At 50.9% G+C, this 22,617-nt stretch carries 15 protein-coding genes and 1 tRNA gene; 11 read left to right on the top strand and 5 right to left on the bottom strand.

Features of this window, described 5'->3' with window-relative positions; translation table 11 throughout:
• Positions 1-38: 38 nt before the first annotated feature.
• Both CYPRO_RS10385 and CYPRO_RS10380 read right to left on the bottom strand, forming a co-directional pair.
• Positions 39-995, bottom strand: coding sequence for a phosphoribosylaminoimidazolesuccinocarboxamide synthase (locus tag CYPRO_RS10385; RefSeq protein WP_114984548.1), 957 nt, complete (start codon positions 993-995; stop codon positions 39-41).
• 3 nt (positions 996-998) lie between these two features.
• Entirely contained in the window at positions 999-2,012 is a 1,014-nt protein-coding gene (locus CYPRO_RS10380) for a LacI family DNA-binding transcriptional regulator (RefSeq protein ID WP_114984547.1), read from the bottom strand.
• A 453-nt stretch (positions 2,013-2,465) separates the two neighbouring features.
• Between CYPRO_RS10380 and CYPRO_RS10375 the strand changes: the two genes are divergently transcribed.
• The 6 genes from CYPRO_RS10375 to CYPRO_RS10350 all read left to right on the top strand — a co-directional run bounded on the left by CYPRO_RS10375 (position 2,466) and on the right by CYPRO_RS10350 (position 8,934).
• A complete protein-coding gene (locus CYPRO_RS10375) occupies positions 2,466-3,485 on the top strand; it encodes a phytoene/squalene synthase family protein (protein WP_333472966.1) in 1,020 nt (339 codons plus the stop codon).
• Positions 3,486-4,178: 693 nt separating this feature from the next.
• The gene (locus CYPRO_RS10370; protein ID WP_114984545.1) at positions 4,179-4,886 is read left to right on the top strand and encodes an esterase family protein; all 708 of its coding nucleotides are present in this window, start codon (positions 4,179-4,181) and stop codon (positions 4,884-4,886) included.
• A gap of 139 nt (positions 4,887-5,025) precedes the next feature.
• Positions 5,026-6,543, top strand: a complete 1,518-nt coding sequence (gene accC / locus CYPRO_RS10365) for an acetyl-CoA carboxylase biotin carboxylase subunit (RefSeq protein WP_114984544.1) — start codon at positions 5,026-5,028, stop codon at positions 6,541-6,543.
• Positions 6,544-6,570: 27 nt separating this feature from the next.
• Positions 6,571-7,515, top strand: coding sequence for an N-acetylmuramic acid 6-phosphate etherase (gene murQ, locus CYPRO_RS10360; protein WP_240644731.1), 945 nt, complete (start codon positions 6,571-6,573; stop codon positions 7,513-7,515).
• Entirely contained in the window at positions 7,508-8,254 is a 747-nt protein-coding gene (locus CYPRO_RS10355) for a lysophospholipid acyltransferase family protein (protein ID WP_114984542.1), read from the top strand. Before murQ ends, CYPRO_RS10355 begins: the two co-directional genes overlap by 8 nt.
• A 26-nt stretch (positions 8,255-8,280) precedes the next feature.
• A complete protein-coding gene (locus CYPRO_RS10350) occupies positions 8,281-8,934 on the top strand; it encodes an energy transducer TonB (protein ID WP_124245587.1) in 654 nt (217 codons plus the stop codon).
• 199 nt (positions 8,935-9,133) lie between these two features.
• Here CYPRO_RS10350 and CYPRO_RS10345 read toward each other — a convergent pair.
• A tRNA-Ser gene (locus CYPRO_RS10345) sits at positions 9,134-9,224 on the bottom strand.
• 257 nt (positions 9,225-9,481) lie between these two features.
• On the opposite strand from CYPRO_RS10345, the gene CYPRO_RS10340 reads away from it, so the two are divergent.
• Positions 9,482-11,131, top strand: a complete 1,650-nt coding sequence (locus CYPRO_RS10340) for a M20/M25/M40 family metallo-hydrolase (protein ID WP_114984540.1) — start codon at positions 9,482-9,484, stop codon at positions 11,129-11,131.
• Between the two features lie 122 nt (positions 11,132-11,253).
• Here CYPRO_RS10340 and CYPRO_RS10335 read toward each other — a convergent pair whose 3' ends face one another.
• Positions 11,254-11,967, bottom strand: a complete 714-nt coding sequence (locus tag CYPRO_RS10335) for an SDR family oxidoreductase (protein ID WP_114984539.1) — start codon at positions 11,965-11,967, stop codon at positions 11,254-11,256.
• Positions 11,968-12,351: 384 nt separating this feature from the next.
• Here CYPRO_RS10335 and CYPRO_RS10330 point away from each other — a divergent pair, with 384 nt between their 5' ends.
• From CYPRO_RS10330 to pap, 4 genes are all read left to right on the top strand, one after another.
• On the top strand, positions 12,352-13,065 hold the full coding sequence (locus tag CYPRO_RS10330) for a type III pantothenate kinase (protein WP_114984538.1): 714 nt from the start codon (positions 12,352-12,354) through the stop codon (positions 13,063-13,065).
• A gap of 64 nt (positions 13,066-13,129) precedes the next feature.
• Positions 13,130-15,160, top strand: coding sequence for an alpha/beta hydrolase family protein (locus tag CYPRO_RS10325; protein ID WP_114984537.1), 2,031 nt, complete (start codon positions 13,130-13,132; stop codon positions 15,158-15,160).
• A gap of 87 nt (positions 15,161-15,247) precedes the next feature.
• A complete protein-coding gene (locus tag CYPRO_RS10320; protein ID WP_114984536.1) occupies positions 15,248-17,623 on the top strand; it encodes a S9 family peptidase in 2,376 nt (791 codons plus the stop codon).
• Between the two features lie 133 nt (positions 17,624-17,756).
• The gene (gene pap, locus CYPRO_RS10315) at positions 17,757-19,274 is read left to right on the top strand and encodes a polyphosphate:AMP phosphotransferase (RefSeq protein WP_114984535.1); all 1,518 of its coding nucleotides are present in this window, start codon (positions 17,757-17,759) and stop codon (positions 19,272-19,274) included.
• A 346-nt stretch (positions 19,275-19,620) separates the two neighbouring features.
• On the opposite strand, the gene CYPRO_RS10310 is transcribed toward pap, so the two are convergent.
• Positions 19,621-22,614, bottom strand: a complete 2,994-nt coding sequence (locus CYPRO_RS10310; RefSeq protein WP_114984534.1) for a PD40 domain-containing protein — start codon at positions 22,612-22,614, stop codon at positions 19,621-19,623.
• Positions 22,615-22,617: the final 3 nt, after the last annotated feature.

Raw genomic sequence — 22,617 nt, 5'->3', positions numbered from 1 at the left:
GAATAGAGTAAAGCGAGCGTAACAGAAGGACGGCAGAATTAAGCCATAAATTTATTGAGAACAGCTGCCAGCGTATAGTCAAAATCAGGTGTTATGACCGGGGTAAAGGCTTCGCCCGTGATTTGTTCATACAGGCGGGCGTATTTTTGGAAAACATTCAGTCGAATTTCATCAGGGAGTTGTGGCATAACTTCGCCCGGCTGACCAGTAAAGCCATTTTCGCGCAACCATTCTCTGATGTATTCTTTGGAAAGCTGCACGGGTGCTTTTCCGGCTGCCCGCAGTTCGTCAAAACCTTCCTGATAAAAATAGCGGGATGAATCCGGCGTATGGATTTCATCGATAAGGGTAAGCGTCTGACCATTAAAGCCGAATTCGTATTTGGTGTCGGCTAAAATCAGTCCGCGGGAAGCCGCGATTTTACGCCCCCTTTCAAAAAGCTGCAGCGCCGTCTGCGAAATTTTTTTCCAAACGGGTTCTGAAATCAGGCCGGAAGCCACAATTTGCTCCGCAGAAATATCTTCATCATGACCGGCTTCCGCCTTTGTGGTTGGGGTGATGATGGGTTCAGGAAAAGGATCAAACTCACGGAGACCGTCCGGCATGGCAGCCCCGCTCACGCTTCTGAGCCCCTTCTGATACTGCCGCCATGCATGGCCGGTCAGATGTCCCCGAACAACGACTTCAACCGCAATGGGGCTGCATTTCTTCGCAATGGTGATGTTAGGATGCGGAACTTCAATCAGATGAACCGGCACAATATCCTGAACCTGCCGCAGCGACCAGGCCGCCATAAGATTCAGAATCTGACCTTTACATGGAATCGGTTCGCCAAGTATGTGATCATAAGCTGAGATACGATCTGTGGAAACAATGGCGAGTTTATCACCCGGCAACGCATACACATCCCGTACTTTTCCTCTGCGCGGATCATCAAAGCCTTCCGGGTTGCTTAAGGAAATACAGTGTGCGAGAAGTTCGTCTGTATTGACCACAGTCTATGATTTAGGTTTGGTAGATTTACGCACAATGAGCTCGGGTTCAATTACAGTCTGTTTGAGCTTGATATTGTTATCCTTGTAGCGCTCTGAAAGCCGCTGAATGGCCCGGATGCCCACATCGTACATCGCCTGATCCATGGTCGAGAGATTCAGGTACTTCGATATCTTAATGTTGTCGTAGCCAAGAATGGCGACATCTTCCGGTACGGAAAGGCCCATTTCGCCCAGTGCGTGAATGGCACCGATGGCCTGCGCGTCATTAGAACAGAACAGGGCTTCGGGAATTGCGTCGCGTTCTTTGAGTATTTTGATGGCCTCATAACCCGCTTCCTCACTGAAGCCCGCATGTTTTCTGGTGATACCGCTCACGAGCATATCGTCATTCAGACTGATTCCGTTTTCAGCGAGCGCGTCCCTGAATCCGCGTTCCCGTTCATCGGAAATACTGGATTTGGTATGCGATCTGATAAAGCCAATTTTGCGGTAGCCGTTTTGGGCAAGATGTTTACCGGCAGTATAGCCGCCTTTATAATTATCCCAATAAAAGTAGTCGTACTCAGGATGGTTTGAACCTACCAAAATGACGGGGATGTCGTAGTCCTTAAGCCGCTTATTCACTTTTTCAGTAATATCGATAGAAAAAACGATTAGCCCGTCCGGGATACCGCGATCCACAAAGCGTTTAAAATTCTCTTCCGGGTCTTCAGAACCGGTATTGTAGATAATAAAATCAAGGTCAAGTTTACTGATTTCGTCTTTGACCCCTTTGAGCACTTCATTAAAAAATGGTGTAGTAAACGTTGGAACGGCAACAGCGATGATTTGTGGCTGCCTTTTGGCCAGCATACGCGCACTTACCTGCGGATGAAAATCAAGCTTATCGATGGCCGCCTGAACCTTGTTCTTGGTTTCTTCTGAAACGTATGGTGAACCGTTCAAAACCCGTGAAACAGTTGATATAGCTACTCCTGCGTCTTTTGCTACATCGTAAATGGTTATTTTTTTTGCCATAAATATGTGATGGTGTGCGAGATGAAAGGAGCTTAAGTAAAATAAAAACGAGTTGTTGGTTACAGACCCTTGTAAGGCCAACAGACAGGAAGAAAGTCTGATGAATCGATACCTGCCTGATTTCTGTGCTGAATGGAAGTTACAGCGGAATGCCTTATGAAGGTATTAAATTAAGGGTTTGTTTACGTCAAAGACGCAGTTATTTGATGGATGACATAATGTGATGGAAAAATGATATTTGAGCTCAAATGTAAGCATATCAGGACTTATTCCCATGTTTTTTATCCGATTTTAAGTGTTTAGCGCCCTGTTTCGCCTTTATTGCCTGCCGAATTGCATTTCACACTGAAAAATTCTTTCTGAAAATTATTAAAACTGAAAATATCCGATAATTAGGGTATTATAAAGATATGGCGGAACGTTCATGAGCCGCATTAAATTAAAGGGTTACTCATGAACGGGACTCAAAAATACAGCCTTTTCACAATCTCACTTCAATCCGCTATGAATTATATCCTGAAGCTCCCTTATTCTATCATCAGGCCGGTCTACGAGCGCACTTCCTTTCACACTTCAGTCATTGCTGAAGTGCCAGCGCCAGATTTAAGGCAGGCTTACACACACTGCAGGTTGATTACACGGGAATATGCCAAGACCTTTTATATGGCAACACGGTTGCTTCCTAATAAAAAACAACGGTCAATATTCGCCATTTATGCACTCTGCCGTTTTATAGATGACCTTGTTGATGAAGCTGAAGATCTTGTGAGAAAAGAACAGCTAAGCACATCTCAGATTGTAGAGATGCTTGATAGCTGGAAGGATAAGCTTCAGCGGACGTATGATGGCGAAGTCATAGAGCACCCGATCTTACTCTCGATGTCAGATACGCTCAAAGCCTATCATATTCCGATCGAACTGCCTTTTGAACTGATGGAAGGTGTTTGTATGGATCTGACTAAAAACCGGTATGCAAATTTTGAAGAGCTTTACGAATACAGCTATAAAGTAGCTTCTGTTGTCGGCCTGATGGTAAGCGAAGTATTCGGCTACAAAGATAAAAAGGCGCTTGATCACGCGGTTTCTCTTGGTATAGCCATGCAGTTAACCAATATATTGCGTGACATTGGCGAAGACCTTACCCGAAACAGAATCTATCTGCCGCAGGACGAGCTGTCAGAATTCGGGATTATGGAGAAAGATCTGTTCGAGCACCGGAATGATGAAAAGTTCAAAGCTTTCATGGAGTTTCAGATCACGCGTGCTGAACGCTATTATGAAGACTCAGATAAAGGCATTCCCATGCTTTCCCGCGACAGCCACTATCCGGTAGCCATGGCAAGGCTGAATTACAGCAAAATTCTAAATCGTATCCGTGAAAATGACTATCAGGTTTTCACGCAGCGCGCGTATCTGAGCACGGCCGAAAAACTTTCCATTATTCCCAAAATTTGGTGGGACAGAAGGAATTAATGTTTTTCTTTCTTTTCGTTCAGAAAAAGCGCTTTTTTCGCCACAATCTTGTGGTTAATCACTAAGCTTTAATTATATTAAGCCGTGTCCTTTAGGGTGCGGCTTTTTTATTGAACGTATCCTCTTTTTTTCGGAGTCTGTATATCCGATACCAAAAGCTGAGAAATGTTTTTTAAAAAAGGTGCTTGTCTGTCGTGACCCGCATTATTCACCAAGAAATTTTCATGCTGGCAAGGCGAAGTTTAAAACTCAGCGGAGGGGTACCTAAGTACCCTGAGCATGAGTTTTCAACGTCAACGCCGCCAGCGGGAAAATTTCGCAGTCTTTACACCACACCCAATTTTGAGTTACCGTTTTTTTGTGCTAAGCCAAGATTAAACTTATGTTTAGCAAATAAATTCTGTTTAATCGTGAATAAAGCGGGTTAATATGTGCCCGGTATCTGTAAGCCTGCCTAAAAAACGAACATTTTGGTTTTTGAATACCGAATGCTGTAGTACCCATGCGTAGTAAAAACAATAGGTAGTCAACAGCTGAAGCTCAGAAAATCTATTCATACGCAAAACAAAAAAACGCCTGAGTACGCTATTTTTCGGAAAAGCAAACCCCTGAAGGTTCAACGCTTATATCCTTTGTCAAAATCAGTGTAAGACCTGCCCATTTAATTTTTTACCCCATCAAAAGAAATCAGCCATGGAATGTATCACAGAAAAATGGAATAGTCCCAGCTTAGGAGGTGAAGCCGTCATCAGAATTTACGGCAATAGCGGTACACCTGTACTTTTTTTCAATACGCTTTGTGACGCCTCCGACGCTGACGGTCAGTTTCTGTCAAGCATAGCCTACCAAATCGAGAATGATTACAATATTGTATTCACGCTTGAATCTCCGGATTACAAGCTCATCTTTGATACGGAACAGGATCCCCGCAAGCGCCTGGTAGAGTATCTTCATCTGGAAAGTTTTGTTATTGATGAACTTATACCTCGTATCCTGAAAAAAACGGGTAAACCCTTTATTATATCCGCCGGTGTAGGGGCAGGGGGGTATTTGGTAACAAATATGCTGTTACGTCACCCTTCCAAATTCAATAAATGTATTGCTATCGGTGGGATATACGATATGAGACCGCACTTCGACGGTTCTGTTGATGAAGACTACTATTACAACAATCCGATTGAATATCTTCCGCACCTTTCGGATGAATTCTACCTTGATGACATCCGCAAAACAGATATCCGGATTGCAACCTATCCGGGGGATGATCATTATGAGGAAGCCGAAGCCCTGTCTGACTATTTCGATCACCGGAATGTACCCCATCAGTTTGATGTATGCCATGAAGGGCTAAGCACAGATTTAGAAACCCAAAAAAAGCTGTTTTCCAATCATATACCCTGAGTTTAATAAGCGATTTTCCGCTTTAGGTAGTATATTAATTGCTGTTAACCGCAGTGTCCGGAATGCGTGCGCATCAGTTTGCTGTGCTGTTTTCGGAGAGCTTATTTTATTCGTGCTACCATCCTAAAAAGTATTTGCTATGCCTGAAATTAAAAAAGTATTAATCGCGAATCGTGGTGAAATAGCTGTTCGCGTCATTCGCAGCTGCCGGCAGCTTGGCATTAAAACAGTAGCGGTATATTCGGAAGTTGACGCCGGTATGCCGCATGTGCAGCTTGCTGATGAAGGGGTTTGTCTTGGTGAAGCGGCATCTTCAAAAAGCTATCTCGTGATGGAAAAAATCCTGGAAGCTGCCAGAGTAACCGGGGCAGACGCTATCCATCCGGGATACGGCTTCCTGAGTGAAAACAGTGTTTTTGCACAGAAATGTAAGGAAAATGACATCATTTTCATTGGTCCGACACCCGAAGCCATTGAAGCTATGGGTGACAAAACCAAAGCCCGCGAACTGATGGAAGCCAACAAAGTGCCCCTGCCGCCGGGTACTGCGACAGCTCTTAAAGACATTGCTGAAGCCGAAATGGTTGCCGCCCAAATCGGGTATCCCGTTATGATTAAAGCGGCTGCCGGAGGCGGTGGAAAGGGAATGCGGATTGTTTACAAAAAAGAAGATTTTGCATCAAGTATCCGTACGGCCAAATCTGAGGCAATGAGTGCTTTCGGGGACGATAGGGTTTATGTTGAAAAATACCTTGAAAACCCGCGGCACATTGAATTTCAGATAATTGCGGATACGCACGGAAATGTGCTGCACCTTTTTGACCGGGAATGCTCGGTACAGCGCCGCCATCAGAAAGTTGTTGAAGAGGCGCCAAGCCCGTTTTTAGATGACGATATGCGGGCAGCAATGGCAGAAGTTGCCGTTAAAGCCGCGCAAAGCTGCGGATACGTAGGCGCCGGTACCGTTGAATTTCTCGCGGATAAACACCGCAATTTCTACTTTTTGGAGATGAATACGCGCCTTCAGGTTGAGCACCCCGTCACGGAATTTATTACCGGTCTGGATTTGGTAGCTTTGCAGTTGCTCGTAGCCGAAGGTAAAAAGCTTCCGATCAAACAACAGGATGTCACCATTACAGGGCACTCCATCGAATGTCGTATTTGCGCCGAAGATCCCGAGGAAAACTTCATGCCAAGTACAGGCTACCTGAAACGTTTCAAACTGCCTTCAGGACCCGGCGTGCGTGTGGACGCGGGGATAGAAGCCGGGCAGACGGTTACGATCAACTATGATCCCTTACTCGCCAAACTCGTCACCTACGGTAAAGACCGCGACGAAGCGATCCGACGCATGCGGGTTGCCCTGGAAGAGTTTCAGATTGATGGCTGTAAAACAACGATTCCGTTCTGTCATTTCACCATGCTGCATCCGGTCTTTAATTCGGGTACCTACGACACCCATTTTATTGGCAGCTATTACAAGCCGGCCGAACTCCGTATGAATGAAGACGTCTCCCATCTTGCCGCAGCTTTATTGCATGAGCATTTCGTACCTGAAGTGCACTCAGCGGTGCCCATGAACGGAAAGAACAAAGATCCGGAATTCGATGAAATGGCGCACGCAAGTTCGCTGTGGTGGCGTAACAGACGCTCCTGATCCGGACTCATTTCAAGACGTTCTGTTTTGTCACAAACCCAACATCTCTCAGAATTGCTCGGTCGACTTGAGACCGAGCAATTCAATCCCGCAACCCGGGAAATCGACCTTGCCTCCCCGCTTGAAATAGCGGAGCTGATGAATGCGCAGGACGCCGAAGTCGCCGCGGCTGTAGGGAAGCAAAAACACGCCATTGCTCAGGCGATAGAACAGGTTGCCCAATCCTTCAAAAATGGCGGACGCCTGATTTATGCCGGTTCCGGTACGAGCGGGCGCCTCGGTATTTTGGACGCATCTGAGTGTCCGCCTACTTTCGGAAGCCCCCCAGAAATGGTGCAAGGTATAATTGCAGGTGGTCAACAGGCTGTTTTTAAGGCGGTTGAAGGTGCAGAAGATGATCTCGGGCAGGGGGCAGCCGATGTCAGCGCGCTCAGCTTGGGGCCCAACGACACCCTTTGCGGCCTTGCTGCAAGCGGCAGAACGCCCTACGTTCTTGGCGCTATGGCCGAAGGCAAACGACGCGGCGCTGCCACTATCTTTGTGTGCTGCGTTAAGCCCGGACAACTCCCGAAAGAACTCAAACCCGACATTCTCATAGCGGCAGAAGTTGGTCCGGAAGTCATTGCCGGCAGCACCCGCCTTAAAAGCGGAACAGCCCAGAAAATGGTCTGCAACATGATTACAACAGGTGCGATGATTCGCCTTGGAAAAGTGTGGCACAATGTGATGGTTGACCTTCAGCTTTCCAATCAAAAACTGCACGAACGGGCACGACGCATACTCGTTACCTATGCCGGTGTGTCTTATGATGAAGCTGTAGCCTTACTGCAAGAAAGTCATGGGCATGTTAAAACCGCTTTGCTGATGGCGCTCAGCGGACTCAGCGCACAGCAAGCCCGCCGCAGACTTGAGGCAAGCGATGGATTTATCAGGAAAGCGTTAACTTCCACAGAAAAAAAATCAGATGAATAAATTGTTCAGCGCACTCTTGTGGCTCGCTTACGGACTGTCCTTCATTCCTTCTTTCCTTTTCGCATTTCTTATCCGGATCTTCACCTTTATGTTCGATCCGCATCATCGTTTGCCGAATGCCGTGATGATGTTTTTCGGCAAATCCATCATTGTGCTTAACCCGCTCTGGAAGCGTCATTATCACAATCTGGAAAAACTGACCGATGGCAAACCCGGCATGATCCGGATTGCAAATCACCAGAGTTTTCTGGATATGCCTTTGCTTGCAACCTTGCCGGTAAATATGAAGTGGGTTTCAAAAAAAGAACTGTTCAAAATTCCTATCGTGGGCTGGCTGATGTACAGTGCCGGGCATATTTCCGTAGACCGCGGATCGAAGGGCGCGGCTAAATCATTGCTCAAAATGAAAGCGCCCATCAAAGACGGTACAAGCGTGATGATTTTTCCTGAAGGTACCCGAACCCGCGACGGAAACCTGAAACCCTTTAAAAAAGGAGCGTTTCATGCATCAATTGACAATCAGTTTCCCATTCAGCCGCTTGTTGTTGAGGGCACCTTTGACTGTATCAAACCTGATACCTGGGAAATGAACCTGCGCGGCGACCTTCATGTGTCCGTACTTGACCCCGTTTATCCTGCCGATTTTGATTCAGTTAATACCTACGCGGCACATGTCCATCAGCTGGTATCTGAGGAGCTTACAAGGCTCAGAAAACTAAAGGCTTCTGATAAACGATAAGCCCGAATCCAGGCGTTTGTAAGGCTATGAAGAGAAACGTAATTTCACTTTTCGGGCATAGTCTAAGCTATCATCAGCGGATGAAATGTGCAATCGCTGTGGCCTTACTGTTGTTGATTCTGGCTTTTCGTTTAGGGGACTGGAAACCCGAAACACAGCAACTGAGCGGGATGGTGTGGGATGAACTCATCATTGATGACGTTTCCATTACCGTACAAGCTGAAGTGCCCCCGCCTCCCCCGCGCCCCCGTTTTGCGCCTCCCGAGATTAGTGACCGGGTGCTGGAAGATGAGCCGGATTTCACCGAATTCGATCTCCTAACGGACTTTGAAGGGTTTGAAGCGCCGCAACAGGCACAACAAGGTGTTGTGGGCAACCCTGACAGACCCGCGCGCGTCCGCAGAATTGTTGAGGCCGTAACCCCGCAGGAAGCCCGGGAGCTTGATTTTCAGGTCGAGGTACAGGTTACCCTTTTGGTTAATGAAGAAGGCCGGGTAGAAGAAGTCACCATTTCAGCCATACATCGCATCGGTCCCGATGGTACGCGTGAACAGATTCCGGCCATAGGGTATGGCATTATGGAAGAAAGCATTCGCGCGGCAAGCAATTGGGTCTTCATGCCAGCACAGCATAACGGCGCAGCGGTACCTACGTACTCAAGACACCGTTTTTTGTTTTAGGTGGAAGGCTACTGAGCTCGAAAAATGGCCATCCCGAAAAACAGGTGTTGCCAGATTTCCTTACATTTTTCTGAGCTTCTGAAAGTTTGATGTGGCAAAAAGCTTCTCCGGCATTTTGCAGTAAGGATGAAGCAAGTTTTATTTTCACAAAAAAGCCCGGCCTGAATGTGTAGGATAACATTCAGGCCGGGCTTTTTTGTGGCGGAGAGGGAGGGATTCGAACCCTCGGTACCCGGTTAGGGCACACTCGCTTTCCAGGCGAGCCCATTCGACCACTCTGGCACCTCTCCGTGTAGTCGTTTAAATACAGATTTATAATATACAGCACAATTGAGCGCATTTCAAGAAGGAGTTATCCACATCGCTAAAAATAATGGGCAGGATGAACGCCAAAAAACCGGCACTTTTTTTATGGTATAGGCTACATGCAAACATTGACGCTCGCCTTATCAAATTTTTTCATCTGCGCGCTTTATAAGTCCCCATTTTTCTGCAAATTCGGAGCTTCAATCTTATTCATCTCAACCGTCAGAATAACCAATAGCGTATGAACAACTTCTTACTAAAAATACAGCTCCTGTTTGTATTCACAGCTGCCGTACTGTTTACCGCAGCTCCGGCATGGACACAGTCCATCGATGAGCCCACCGTTAACATGGATATGGTCAACACCTTCATCGAAGAGGGCATAGAGCGCTCACAGATTATGGATATGGCAAGCTATCTCACCGATGTGATTGGTCCCCGTCTTACCAATTCCCCGCAGATGTACCGAGCCAACGAGTGGGCTGCGGAGATGATGGAAAGCTTCGGCCTGCAAAATGTGTATCAGCATGAGTGGGGACCGTTCGGTCGCGGCTGGGAGCTCACCCGCTTTGCCATGCATGCACAAAGCGATCAGACGTATTTTCCGGTTATCGCGTACCCGAAAGCATGGTCGCCCGGTTATGATGAAGCTGTAAGCGGGGAAGTCGTTTTTCTCGAAATTACAGAGGAGAAAGATTTTGATTACTGGCGCGGCAGGCTGGAAGGTAAATTCGTGATGATCGCCGAGCCCGCCGAGCCGCAGCTGCACTGGGACGCTATTGCCCGCCGGCATACCGATGAGAGCCTCCTTCGTCTGGCCAATGCTACGCAGCGCATTGCTACTGGTCAGCAAGGCGGACAAAGCCCGAACGCAGCCTGGATTGCGCGTCAGCAAGCGGCTTATGAGCGTGCACAGTTTCTGATGGAAGAAAGGCCCCTTGCAATTCTTGATGAAAGTTACCGCGGCTGGAGCGGTCAGGTTGCCATTTCAGGTGCTACATTGCCTGCGCCTCCGGGTACGCCCTGGGGTGAGCGTCCGCGTCCGCATCAGATCGACGCCCCGACACCTGTGCCGCAGGTATCTCTTGCACGGGAGCATTACGGCCGCATTTTCCGCATGCTGCAACACGGCAAAACCGTTGAGCTGGAAATGGACCTGCGTGTGCGCTTTCAGGAAGAGAACCTTATGGGCTGGAACACCATCGGCTCCATTCCCGGCACAGATCCTGATCTGAAAGATGAATTTGTTGTAATCGGCGCGCACCTTGACAGCTGGCATACCGGGACCGGTGCAACCGATAATGCTGCGGGTTCTGTCGTTATGCTTGAAGCCATGCGCATTTTGCAGGAAGCCGGTGTCGCACCACGGCGGACCATTAAAATCGCACTGTGGAGCGGGGAAGAACAGGGGCTGATCGGAAGCCGCGAGTTTGTAGAAACCTACCTGGCACGGCCCGAAGGCAATCCGGCTTCGCCTTCTTCCATTACAAGACTCGATGGTTATGATAAATTCTCGGCCTACTTCAATGTGGATAATGGTGCGGGGCAAATCCGCGGCATTTATCTGCAGCAAAATGACGCTGTGCGCAATCTCTTCCGCACCTGGTTGCTGCCGTTTGCCGACTGGGGTACCGAGACGGTTTCATGGGCCAATACCGGATCAACCGATCACGTGGTGTTTGACCGCGTAGGTTTGCCCGGCTTTCAGTTTATTCAGGATCCGCTCGAGTACTTCACGCTCAGCCATCACTCCAATATGGATACGTACGAGCGCCTTGTTCCGCAGGACCTTATGCGCAATGCCGTGATTGTTGCAACCTTCGCGTACCACACGGCTATGCTTGATGAGCGCCTGCCGCGCAAACCGGGTCCGGAGCTGAGCGCAAATTAAGTTTTTCGGAAGGGGCGGGAACCCATCACCCGAAACCTAACATCCCTATAAAAAAAGCCTGCCTGAAAGTTAATTCGGGCAGGCTTTTTTGGATTAAAAAGGGGATAAAATCAGCTATCCGCTTATTCCGGCCGCTTGGGGTTGAGGGGGCGCAGCGTAATTTCGTCAATCAGGAAATTATCCGGGGTTTCGAGAATGTGCACGATGGTACTGGCGACATCCTGCGCCTGCATCATGTTGGGATGTGTGGAGGAGCCTGCGAGGTCAAAAAACTCGGTCGCGATGGATCCCGGGAATACGCAGGTGACCTTGATGGCGTCGTAGCGGAGCTCCTTGAACAGGGCGTCGGAGAAACCGCGCAGCCCGAATTTGGTGACGTTGTAGCCTGATATGGTTGGGTTGCCCATCAGACCCGCGACAGAAGCTATATTAATGATGTGGCAGTGCGCCGGATTTTGTTTCATCATCGGCACGATTTTCCGGGTGAGGTAAAACACGCCGTTAAGGTTCACATTCATCATGGTGTGCCAGTCGTCAAGACTCAGGTCTTCGACATTGCCAAATTTGCCGAGTCCTGCGTTGTTGATGAGGGCGTCGGGATAGTTTCCGGCGCTGAAGGTCGCTTCGACCCAGGTGCTTACGGCAGGTTCATCGGTGATATCGAGCACGACCGGATGAAAGCGATCGCCCAGATCCCGCTGCAGCTCCTGCAGCCGCTCCTGACGCCGTGCAATGCCGTACACCACGCCCCCTTTTTCGATAATGGCTTTAGCAAATGCCGCCCCAATGCCGCTACTTGCTCCCGTGATGATGACGTTTTTGTCGGTAATATTCATGAAAGATAATATTTTAGGGTGATTGGTAATTACGACAGACTAACATCAGTATGGCGTTCAAACGTTTAACCGCACCATCTGCCGTGCTATCCGCTTATTGACAAAGCCATCGCACCCGTTAACCGGCGCAGGTTTTGATTCTGTTTCTTCGTTTTGGATAGCTTCATTTGAAACAGCGGTCTAAGCCGTATTTTTCAGCCGGAATTTGCGTCCTGCACTGGTTTTTTTATATGACCCTGAGAAATCCGGCTTAAACTGATTTTACATATTCCGCTTTAATCTGAACGCTGTAAAACCGCGGCTTCCTTATATTCCTACCTTTGTTAGATCCGTTCATTGGGCGCTTTATCAAATACCCTTCAACCCGATTTTTAGACTAAGCACATGAATTTTCTTGATATTGGCAACACGCGCATAAAAATCAAAACATGGTCCGGTAACAGCTGGCAGGAACTGTATAATGCGCCCACCGAGCACGCTGCGGAAGCCGGAAACTGGATCAGGCAGCAAGGTAAGGAAACGGTTGGCATTTCGGTCGTTGCCGAAGCAACGGAGGCAATCAAGGAAGCGATGGGGGAATCTAAAGTGCTGCAATGGTTTACGATTGAAGATATCCCTGCCAAATCAATCGATTATGAATCAAAAGAAACGCTTGGGATGGATCGCTACATGGCCTGCCTTGGGGCGCGGACGCTGGCTGAACAGCCGGTCATTGTAATTGACGCCGGTACGGCATGCACCATCGATTATATGGATGACCGCGGCGTATATCGCGGCGGCGTAATCATGCCGGGTATGGCGCTGTGGGAAAAAGCCCTGCAGCAACATGCGCCCGGTCTGCCGAAAGTGGTTCGCGATATCCCCATGAAATGGCCCGGTAAAAATACCGAAGATTCCGTGCGCTGGGGACTCTCCGGTGCATTTATTTCTGCCGTTGATGGATTGGTGCGCCGTTACGACTATCTTGCGGCCCTTTATGTAACCGGTGGCGACGGCGACTGGCTCGCCAAACGTATTGAGCGGCGGGCCGTTGTGAATGCCAACCTTGTCTTTTACGGCATGAAAAAGCTGGTTGACGCCCGCCTGTGGTTTAGCTGATTTTTGAAGTACACGATTTTTCTCTTAACGATAACACGCTACCCATCCTAAAAACAAAAAAAGTATGACTCGTACTGTTCCGTATTTATTTCTGATGATGTGTTTTTTGCTGGCTCAAAGCTTTCAGGCGGAAGCACAACAGCGGGCCATAACCGCTGAAGACGTCTGGAGTATGGAGCGCGTTGGCAACCCAACCGCTTCACCTGACGGCCGGTTTATCGCATTCACCAAAACCAGCTTTGATATTTCAACCGATCAGAGCCATACGACCATCTACCTTATGCATGCGGATGGCTCCAATTTGCGTGAATTCACGCAGCATGGTACCGATGGGGCCCCTGCGTTCAGTCCGGACAGCCGTTACCTGGCCTTCACGTCGCGCCGTGCCGGCGGGCCCGCACAGCTGTTTGTTATGCCGCTGAGCGGAGGCGAAGCAAAGCAAATCACAGACCTTCCGGTTGGGGTGTCTGCCCCGAAGTGGTTTCCCGATGGTCAGAGAATTGCGTTTTCCGCAACCGTGCACCCCGATTATAACGGGGACTGGGACCGTCAGCGTGAGCTTGCTGATGAACAGCGAAATTCGCTTGTAACGGCTAAAGTAACCGAAAACCGCACCTACCGGTTTTGGGATCGCTGGCTGACGGACGGGCATTATCCGCGGCTTTTTGCTACAACCCTTGACGGAGAGGTGACTGATCTCATGCCGGAGTCCCGCCGCTTTTTTGCAATGATGGGGGCACCGTCTTACGATATTTCTCCCGATGGGAGTACCATTGCCGTTTCCGCGAACAACGAACCGCCGCCATACAACTACCTGAATTACGATATCATCCTTATTAATACTGACGGCAGCGGGGAGCGGGTAAATATTACGGAGCACAACCCTTACAACGACCTTAATCCGGTCTTCAGCCCCGACGGACGCTTCATCATGTACGGCAAGCAAACCCGCAATGACTTTTATGCGGATAATGTACGCCTTGTGCGCTACGATATGACGTCCGGTGAGCGCGAAGTTCTGACGGAAGATATTGACAAGAGCTTCTCCAACTGGCAGTGGAGCGCAAACGGGCGGACCATCTTTTTTCATGCGCAACACCTTGGCAAGACGAGTCTGTTTTCGATTCCTTCAAATGGCGGAAGCGTGACACAAATTTTGCATGCCGGCACAAACGGCGCACCGGTACTTGCGGGAAACCGCTTGTTTTTTGCGCACAACAACCTTTCCAATCCGGCTGAAATCTACAGCATTCGCACCAACGGCCGGGACCTGACGCAGCTCACATCCTTCAACAGTGAGCGTCTCTCGGAACTGAATTTGGGACGTGTTGAAAACGTAACCTATGCCGGGGCTGACGGCGCCGACGTGCAGATGTACATTGTGTATCCGCCGGATTTTGATCCATCTCAGCAATATCCGCTTATGATGATGATTCATGGCGGACCACACGGCATTTTTGGGGATGAGTTCCACTACCGCTGGAATGCGCACCTTTTTTCTGCACCGGGTTATGTGACCGTGCTGCCCAACTTCCACGGTTCAACAAGCTTCGGGCAGGCGTTCGCGGAATCCATTCACGGGGCGCACTCCGATAAGCCTTTCCGCGATATAATGAAGGCTACGGATTTCATGCTGGAACGCGGCTACATTGACGAAGACCGCATGGCGGCTGCCGGCGGCAGTTACGGCGGCTACATGGTAAGCTGGATTGCCGGACATACCGACCGCTTTGCTGCGCTCATCAATCATGCAGGGGTGTACAACATTATGGGGCAGTTTGCTTCCGACATCACGGAACACCGTATCGCTGCCTACAGCGGTTCACCCTGGGATGGCCTGGAAAGCATGCAGCGCTGGAATCCTGCCCTGCACGCAGCCAACTTCAGCTCACCTATGCTCATCATTCATGGCGAGCTGGATTACCGCGTACCGGTAACGCAGGGACTGGAAGTGTACGGCGTGTACAAGGGCATGGGACTGGACGCGCGTTTGGTGTATTTCCCGAACGAAAATCACTGGATTCTGCGCCCTAACAACTCCATCTTCTGGTATCAGGAAGTGCACGACTGGGTCGCACGCTGGTTCGATAATTAATTCCAAAAAAGGCGTCCGCGCTGAATCTTTGATGAGCTGCGGGCGCCTTTTCTTTTTTACTCATCCTATATCCTAACCTATCCATCTATGAAACAGCCTTACTGTCCATCTGTTGTGAAGGCCGCAGCGCTGGGTGCCCTTATGATGATTGCGGCGGCTTGTTCAACGCCAACCGTAGTTGTTGAAACCCCTGAGACCGAGCGGATCTACGGTCTGCCTGCATTTGATGAAAATCTGTACGCGAATGCAGACGCCATGCTAAGCCGGAATGTTGCCGGCCTGGTTTTCCGTGACCGCGTAAACCCGACCTGGCTGAGTGAAACCCTTTTCTGGTACAGCGTCAATACGCCCGATGGCACTGCCTATCATCTTGTAAACACGGACACAAGAGCTGTTAATCCGCTTTTTGATCAGGAGCGACTTGCTGCCGCCCTCGATGTGCTTGATGAAGAAAAAACCGTTTCAGCCGAAAACCTGGTTGTTTCGCAAATTACCGTGAGTGATGACGCCCGGTTCATGGAATTTCGCCACGACGGCAGCATGTGGAACCTGGACCTTGGCACCTACGAAGTACAGCCGCTGAAGTCCGATTCGATTGAAACGCCCCGCAGCGCCGTGTTCTCTCCCGACGGGCGCTATGCCGCCTTTATCCGTGCGTACAATCTTTGGGTGCGCGACATGCACACCGGCGACGACCTGCAGCTCACAACCGACGGCGAGCATCGCTTCGGCTACGCGACCGATTCTCAGGGCTGGTTTCGCTCAGACCGCCCCATTCTCAAATGGTCGCGGGAAGGCTACATGATTTCTACCTATCAGCTTGATGAGCGCAATGTGCCGGAAATGCACATTCTGCGCACCGCACAGGGCAGACCCGAGCTGGTCTCCTGGCCGTATGCCATCCCGTCCGATCCGGATGATGAGGTGCCCATGCACCATCGTGTAGTCATTGATGTTGAAACGCAGAATATGGTCCGGATTCAGGGCGGGCCGTATCATCAGCGGACTTCCAACTGTTGCGGCCTTACCCGCGGCAACGACTGGGCCGACAATCAGTTTATCGACGGCAACCGCAAACTTGCCTTTGTGGCAACGTCCCGCGATTACAAGGAAGTGACGCTAAAAATTGCGGACCTGCGCACAGGGGAAGTCCGGGAAGTGTTCCATGAGCGGGATGAAATTTTTATCGAAACCAATCTCAACAGCCGGGGCGTACCCAACTGGCGCGTGCTGTACGATCAGGGGGAGTTCATCTGGTTCAGCCGCGAAAGCGACTGGGGGCATTTGTACCTGCATGATCTGGAAACAGGCGAGCGTATCCATTCCATAACAGAAGGCCCGTGGAATGTGTCCAATATTCTTCGGATTGAAGACACAAGCGGCAGAATATGGTTTACCGCACTCGGCATTGATCCCGACAAGGATCCCTACGAAGAGTATGTGTACTCCGTGCTGCAGGATGGCACGGGGCTGAGCCTGCACACGCCGGACACCGGTCACCATAGCGTGAGCCTGTCGCCGGAAGGCGGTTTCCTGGTTGATACCTTCTCAACCGTAAACAGCGCGCCCGTGACGGTGCTGCGCGATCGTTTCGGAGAAGTCATCCTTACGCTGGAGGAAGCCGATCTGAGCCGTTTGTTTGAGGCCGGATGGCAGTTTCCGGAACCTTTCAGCGCGATGGCACGAGACGGTGAGACCGAGATCTTCGGCCTGATGTTCAAGCCTATGAACTTTGATCCGGATAAAAGCTATCCTATCATCAACTCCATTTATCCGGGACCGCAAATCGGAAGTGTGGGCACGCGTGGCTTCGCGCACAGCCGCAGGGGACAGGCACAAGCGCTGGCAGAGCTCGGGTTCATCGTCGTACAGATCGACGCGCTCGGCACGCCCTTCAGGTCCCGCAGTTTTCATGCGGCTTACTACGGGGACATGAGCGATAACGGATTGCCCGATCAGATCTCTGCCATGCGGGAACTCGCCGAGAGGCATTCCTTCATTGATATCGAGCGCGCGGGCATGTATGGTCATTCAGGCGGCGGCTTTGCAACGGCAGCGGCCATGTTCAATCACGGCGACTTCTTCAAAGCCGGGGTAGCGGGTGCCGGTAACATGGATAACCGGGGCTACACCTTTTACTGGGGTGAAAAGTTTCAGGGACCGTTCGAGCGGTTCGAAGACGGCACCGACAGCTTTACCAATCAGGCGCTGCAATATCAGGTTGAAGGGCTTCAGGGGCACCTTCTCATTTCGTACGGCACCATGGATACCAATGTGCACCCGAATACAACGCTGCAGCTGATCGACGCGCTGATTGACGCAAATAAAGATTTCGATCTTATTGTACTGCCCAACCGCGGTCACGGCTACGCCAATGAAAGCTACAAACTGCGCCGCACCTGGGATTTCTTTGTGCGTCATCTGCACGGCATGGAACCCCCGAGGGAGTACAGTTTCCGGTAAGATGCATTTTTGAAGAACTCCAAAAAAAAGGCAGCCCTGCACATGCAGGCTGCCTTTTTTCTTGCTTATGGTTCTCTGAGCCGATAACTTGATCTCATTGTGAATAATAATATTTAAGCGTACCAATTAGCTAATGATCCCTTACGCAACAGCCGAAAAAATCAAAAAAAACAAAGACTACAACAAAATAATTGAGCGGGACCGCGGGGCGCTTCTGCTAAATCAGTTCAGGCTCAGGGATGCAGGGGTTCCGGTCATTATCCTGGTTTCCGGTACGCAGACATCGGGATATACGCGGGTGATGAACCTGCTCAATGAGTGGATGGATACGCGTTTCATTCAGACGCATGTACACCGGCCCGACTCAGACGAAGAAGCCGACCGGCCCTACTTCTGGAAGTACTGGCGTCAGTTTCCGGCTTCCGGCAGCACCGGGCTTTTTCTGGGTGGCTGGTACACACAGCCCTTCTTAGACCGGCTGCACGGCAAATGTGACCTGAGCTGTTTCCGCAAGCGCATTACGGGAATCAAAGAGATGGAACAGCTGCTTGCCGTTGACGGCGCTTTGATTGTTAAGATCTGGCTGCACCTTGATTACGATCAGAAAAGACAAAACAAAGAAGAGGACACCAATAACCGGCCCGAATCAACCTGGCAGGTTACGATGGATGACTGGCAGGGGGGCTACTCTTATGACAAGAAGATGAAGCTGGTTACGGAGCTCACGGAAACGACCCATCAGCCGCATGCCCCCTGGTACAAAATTGACGCTACGGATGCCCGAACCTGCGATATTTCGGTCATGCACCTGCTCACCGGGGTTTTCTCTGAATACCTGAAACGCGGGGGCCCGGATACATCAGCGGTTAATGGCAGGCCGCTGCCGGAAGTCACTTCCAAGCCGCTTGACCGGATTGATCTCGGGCTTGAGTATAAGCGCAAGCTGTACAAGAAAAAGATGTCATACTTTTGGGAGAGTATTTATGTGAAAGCCTGGCAGGCCCATCACAGGAAAAAATCGGTCGTTGTTGTGCTTGAGGGTTCTGATGCTGCAGGGAAGGGCGGCAGTATCCGCCGGCTGATTCATTGTCTTGACGCCCGTTTGTATCAGGTAATTCAGATTGCGGCCCCTACGCAGGAAGAAAAAGCCCATCACTATCTCTGGCGCTTTTGGATGCAAATTCCGCGCGCGGGATTTCTCACGATTTATGACCGCTCCTGGTACGGCAGGGTGCTGGTTGAGCGGGTCGAGGGCTTTGCGGAAGAGGAAGAATGGAAGCGGGCCTATGCGGAAATTAATCACTTTGAAAAACAGCTCACCGAATCCGGTATTACGGTTTTAAAATTCTGGCTGCAAATCAGTAAAGATGAACAGATGAAGCGCTTTAAACAGCGCGAAAAAACCGACTACAAACAGTACAAGCTTACGGATGAGGACTGGCGCAACCGCAAAAAGTGGGATGAGTATGCCGATGCGGTCAATGATATGCTGGCCTACACCGATACCGATTATGCGCCCTGGCACCTTATTTCAGCCGAGGATAAAAAGAATGCGCGAATCAGTTTGCTCGAAGCCGTAGATACAGCACTCGCTGTTCATGAAACGGATGCTGACAACGGGACGGATCCGGAAGAAGTTATGCAGGGGTAGGTCGTAGTACTGTTAGCTTCAGGGTGAGGTTTTTTGAGTCGGTTGCTGTGATGGCGGTCAGACCCGGTGCGGATAAGGCCGTTCTTTCATCCATGCAGTTTTATTGATGAGGGAAGCTTATTGCCACACCGGAACCCAAAAAGCAAGGGACCCATCTTTGATTTGGGATTTTCCAAACTATCACGAAAGACCGTGATGTTCACGGAGTTTCCCCCAAAAAAAAGAAAGCTAAACATGTGCCCCGACCTTATGATCAGGGCGATGTGTTCTGATCTGAAATGCGTCTTTTGGTGCTGTTAGCGGGAGGGCATCGTTGGACTTCCCGCCCGCTGCGACAGCTTTTTTATCAGAAGGGGATCACGGCTTTTATGCGGTAGTAGATTTCTTCATTGCGCCCGGTGCCAAAGTCGTTGAAGGGCTGTGCGTAGCCGAGGTTGTGGGCAATGCGGAGTCCGCCGATGTTGAGTTCGTTTTTCAGTTCGAAGCCGGTACCCAAGCGTCGCGTTACGCCATCACCGGGGAGCAAGTCGTCGTTCCACACGGCGCCGCCATCCATGAAGGCAGCTATGGTTGTCCGGCCGAGGCTCACCAGTCCTAAGACCTGCGTTTGCAGGCTTGGCAAAAACGGAATCCGGTATTCAATGGTGCCAAACAGCATGCGGTTGCCGGTTACGTAGCCGTCGCCCCATGAGCTGTAGCCGCGGACCCGCTCGGTATCGGTGTATAAAACGTCGAGACCGGGCAGGGTGTCGCCAAATTGTATGTCGTCGTAGCGGCTGAAGCCGATGTAGTCTTGCCCGAAGCTTTCCCCGTTTTGCAGAATGGCGCGTCCGTACAGGTAGAAGCGCGCGTCGCCAAGGCCTGGTAAAATCATGAATGCCTTGACATCGGGCCGCATGTAGTTGGTTTCCCCGCCAAGGGCGTCGGTTGCGATGGTTACGCGGGCTTCGAGACCGTAGCCTTCCAGCGGGTGTACCACATTCCATGCATAGGGCACGGCTTTGTGAATGCGGACTCCGAGGCGTACATCGCTTTGCCAGCCGCTTTCGGGCTCCGGCAGGCGACGCACAGCGGGGCCTTCCCAGTTGCGGTCGGCATTGGTGTACTCGTAGCGCAAACGGCCAAAGAGCGTTGTGCGGATGAAAGGCGTATCAAACCAGTCGCGGGGCAGGCTTGCAAGCAAAAAGCTTCCTGAGTTGGTTGTGATCAGAAAATCCCGCTCATAAAAACGGCCTGTGAAACTGTTGTGGTAGGCATTTAAGCTCAGGCTTGGGCGGAACTGATTGTTGGTGTAGCTCAGGAAAAACAGGCTGTTATCGGTGAAGTTGGGGATGGAGAGGGCGCCAACCGCGGTAATCATGTGTCTGGAAAGCGGCTCGCTCCACAGGCTGACAAAACCTGCCCCGTAGTTTTGGTCATCAGCGAAAAAGGGGAAGGGGATGGTGCTTACATGGGAAATATTGCGCCATGAGTTGTAGGCATAGCGATCGGTGATCAGGCTTTCATCCGGGGCAATTTCGCGCGGTATCACGTGTGGCGGTTGGTGCGTGAGCCAGCCGGTGTAGGTCGGATTTACCTGCGGATCGGGTTCTTCGGCGCGGCGGGAGGCGTCAATGCGATAGACTTTGTTGTTGCTTTTGCTGTCGGTCGCAATCATGCTGAACCGACCGTCTGCGTGCAGGGAATCGGCCGGGAGCCACTGTAGTGCGGTGCCCCCGGTAAACAGGGCTGTGACGCGCTCTTCTACGCTGTCGGTTTCGAATGCTTTTCGGACAAAGAGGTTGGGCACCCGGTCGCGCATGCTTGTGTAGGCGAGCCAGCGGCCGTCGGGACTCCACAGCGGGTTGCGGTCGTCGATGAAGGGCGTTGTGAAGCGCATTTCAGTGCGGCTTTCGAGGTCGAGCACGATAATTTGCCGGCTGCCGTCGCTATCGAAAAGTGCGTAGGCGAGGTGCGTGCCATCGGGGTTCATGGCCGTGCGGCCAATTTGCACGTCACCGCTGTATTCGGTGAGTTTGGTTTCCTGACCGGTTTCGGTGTTCAGGCGGTAAATGTTGCCTGTGCCGTTGTCATTGCCCACGAAAAACAGGGTGTTGCTGTCCTGCCCGAATTGCGGGGCCGAAGCGCGGCGCGTGTGCGTGAGGCGTTCGCGTCTGCCGGTCTGCGTGTCGATGCGGTACAGGTCGTTGATAAGGGCGCCGTAGCGACCGCGGACGTTTGCACTGTAGGCGATGTAGCGCGAGTCCGGACTCCAGCTTACCGGTCCGCTGATGCTGCCGCGATCAATAACCCGCCGGTTCTGCCGCCGCGCATGATCGTGCAGGGAAAGCTCCGTTACCGGGCGACTGCGTGAGTTGAGCACGATGGAGGTGAACTTGCGGCCATCCGGGCTGTACTGAACATCGCTGATGAGCAAGCCGGCAAGGGTGTCGGGGCGTACGCCCAGAGAATCACTGCGTTCCATTTGTCCCGCGAGCGTGTGGTAGTAAATGCTCATGTGCCGGCGCCATTCGTCTTCAAAGTCGCGGAATGATTGCCCGGTAACTTCGCGGAAAGCATTGTTGAAATTGTGTGTGCGGGCGAGCCCAAAGAAAGTCGTATCCCGGTGTGCAAGTATTTTCGGGATGAGGCTGTCGCCGTAGGCTGACGCAAAATACCGCAGCTGTGCGTTGCCGCTCGCGTACATCAGGCCGCGGTCACGTATAGACTCATTCCGGCGGAAATCGGGACGGCCGTCGTAGATGGCGGTACGGAGCAATTGATCCCCCCGGAGCACGTGCCAGGGTTCGGTGTAATACTGCGCGATGCCTTCGGTCCAGGGTTCCGGCAAAGAAACGCCGGTAGCTACCGCGCCGAAAAGCGGGAGGTTGGATTTGACGGCTTCAAAATGGAAAATGTGTGCGAGCTCGTGTGCAAGTACGGTCCGCAGCCATTTCTCAGGACCGCTCCATGCTTGTGCTACATCATTGAGGTTTACCCAAATATTGGTGTAGGAATTCCAGAAAGGCACGGCAAAACCGTTTACGATTTCGTCTTCATCGCTCAGAAAAATCCGGATTTTAAAATCGAAAGTCACATTCAGGTTGGCCGAGAGGGCGGTGTAGGTTGCTTCCGCAATTGCAGCGGCTTCTTGCTCAATGCCGGCAAGATGTTTCGGATAGCTGATGATAAAATGCTCGGTTTCTGCACTCATCCACTCAAGCTGTGGATGATTCCGCTCATTAAATATCGAAAAGCCAATGTTTTGCTCAAAGGAGGGATGCTGAGCGGATAGCTGTTGGTTAAGCACTGAAAGGGTCAGAAGAGTAAGTGCAAGACAGAGAAGGTAAATTTTGTACATAAA

It is taken from the genome of Cyclonatronum proteinivorum (assembly GCF_003353065.1).
GTDB lineage: Bacteria > Bacteroidota > Rhodothermia > Balneolales > Cyclonatronaceae > Cyclonatronum > Cyclonatronum proteinivorum.
Note: the sequence above shows the minus strand (reverse complement) of the source record. Positions and strands in the feature narration are given on the sequence as shown.

Excerpts from the sequence above, each read along its gene's own strand:
- CYPRO_RS10370 (WP_114984545.1), top strand. The coding sequence starts at position 4,179 with ATGGAATGTATCACAGAAAAATGGAATAGTCCCAGCTTAGGAGGTGAA.
- CYPRO_RS10330 (WP_114984538.1), top strand. The coding sequence starts at position 12,352 with ATGAATTTTCTTGATATTGGCAACACGCGCATAAAAATCAAAACATGG.
- pap (WP_114984535.1), top strand. The coding sequence starts at position 17,757 with ATGATCCCTTACGCAACAGCCGAAAAAATCAAAAAAAACAAAGACTAC.
- accC (WP_114984544.1), top strand. The coding sequence starts at position 5,026 with ATGCCTGAAATTAAAAAAGTATTAATCGCGAATCGTGGTGAAATAGCT.
- CYPRO_RS10335 (WP_114984539.1), bottom strand. The coding sequence starts at position 11,967 with ATGAATATTACCGACAAAAACGTCATCATCACGGGAGCAAGTAGCGGC.
- CYPRO_RS10320 (WP_114984536.1), top strand. The coding sequence starts at position 15,248 with ATGAAACAGCCTTACTGTCCATCTGTTGTGAAGGCCGCAGCGCTGGGT.
- CYPRO_RS10355 (WP_114984542.1), top strand. The coding sequence starts at position 7,508 with ATGAATAAATTGTTCAGCGCACTCTTGTGGCTCGCTTACGGACTGTCC.
- CYPRO_RS10340 (WP_114984540.1), top strand. The coding sequence starts at position 9,482 with ATGAACAACTTCTTACTAAAAATACAGCTCCTGTTTGTATTCACAGCT.
- CYPRO_RS10350 (WP_124245587.1), top strand. The coding sequence starts at position 8,281 with ATGAAGAGAAACGTAATTTCACTTTTCGGGCATAGTCTAAGCTATCAT.
- CYPRO_RS10380 (WP_114984547.1), bottom strand. The coding sequence starts at position 2,012 with ATGGCAAAAAAAATAACCATTTACGATGTAGCAAAAGACGCAGGAGTA.
- CYPRO_RS10375 (WP_333472966.1), top strand. The coding sequence starts at position 2,466 with ATGAACGGGACTCAAAAATACAGCCTTTTCACAATCTCACTTCAATCC.
- CYPRO_RS10310 (WP_114984534.1), bottom strand. The coding sequence starts at position 22,614 with ATGTACAAAATTTACCTTCTCTGTCTTGCACTTACTCTTCTGACCCTT.
- CYPRO_RS10325 (WP_114984537.1), top strand. The coding sequence starts at position 13,130 with ATGACTCGTACTGTTCCGTATTTATTTCTGATGATGTGTTTTTTGCTG.